At 80.0% G+C, this 1,028-nt stretch carries 1 protein-coding gene; it reads right to left on the reverse strand.

The features are described 5' to 3' along the window. Nucleotides 1-1,013, reverse strand: a 1,013-nt coding sequence (locus GTR00_RS26130; RefSeq protein ID WP_205706382.1) for a sensor histidine kinase, incomplete at its 3' end; no start/stop codon positions are given. Nucleotides 1,014-1,028 lie beyond the last annotated feature (15 nt).

Here is a 1,028-nt window from a genome sequence, read left to right on the forward strand (position 1 = left end):
ATGCGGCACCGCGTGGCCGCCGAGTGCCGCACCACGTTGGTCACGCCCTCGCGCACCACCCACGCCGCCGCGGTGCGCGCCTCGGCCGGGACGCCCGCGGCGTCGGCGGCCACGGCGGGCTCGATCCCGGCCGAGCGCAGCAGCGCCGCCGCGCCCTCCAGCTCCGCGTCCAGGTCCACCCCGCGGTAGCCGCGCACCACCTCGCGCACCTCGCGCAGCGAGGCCTGCGCGATGCGGCGCACCTCCTCGGCGCGCTCCACGGCCTCCGGCCGCCCGCGCCGGGCCAGCTCGGCCACCAGGTCGCTGGTGACGGCGATGGCCGACAGGTCCCGGCCCACCACGTCGTGCAGGTCGCGGGCGAAGCGCAGCCGCTCCTCGGCCACCGCCAGGCGCGCGCGGTCCCGCTCGGCGCCGGCCAGGCGGCGCACCACGTCCACGATCCACATCGACAGCTGCACGGTCACCACCGCGAACGCGAAGGCGCCCGCCAGGAGCGCGACGGCCGCCAGGCCCTGGCGCGGCCACTCGAAGCCGTCGCGGTGCAGGGCCACCACGCCGGCCCCGGCGAGCACCGCCAGCAGCAGGCTGCGCCGGGTGCCCAGGAACGCCGCCGGGCCGAACAGCGCCCCGACCACCGCCACGCGCGCGATCGCCCCGCCCTGCACCGGCGCGAGCAGGGCCGAGGCGGCGAACGCCGCCGCCGAGACGGCGGCCAGCGCGCCCCACCACCGGCGCGGCACCGGCCGGCCGGCGATCTGCCGGTCCAGGACGAGGCCGACGGCCACCGCGTGCACCACCACGGCCGCCAGCACGGCCAGGGCGGCGGCCGGGCGCTGCACCAGGGCCCCGCCGCCGCCCCGGCCGAGGGTCTGGCCCAGGGTCAGGGACGGGCCGATGGTCAGCAGCAGGGCGAAGGACTGGCGGGTGTACAGGGTGACGCGCTCGACGTCGTCCTTGCCGGCCCACCAGCGGTGCCACCTGGTGCCCGTGCCCCGCCCGGTCGCGCGCTCCACGCGCCCCACCCTGCC

Origin of the sequence: Kineococcus indalonis, from assembly GCF_009906395.1 — a bacterium.
In the GTDB taxonomy this organism is placed as follows: Bacteria; Actinomycetota; Actinomycetes; order Actinomycetales; family Kineococcaceae; genus Kineococcus; species Kineococcus indalonis.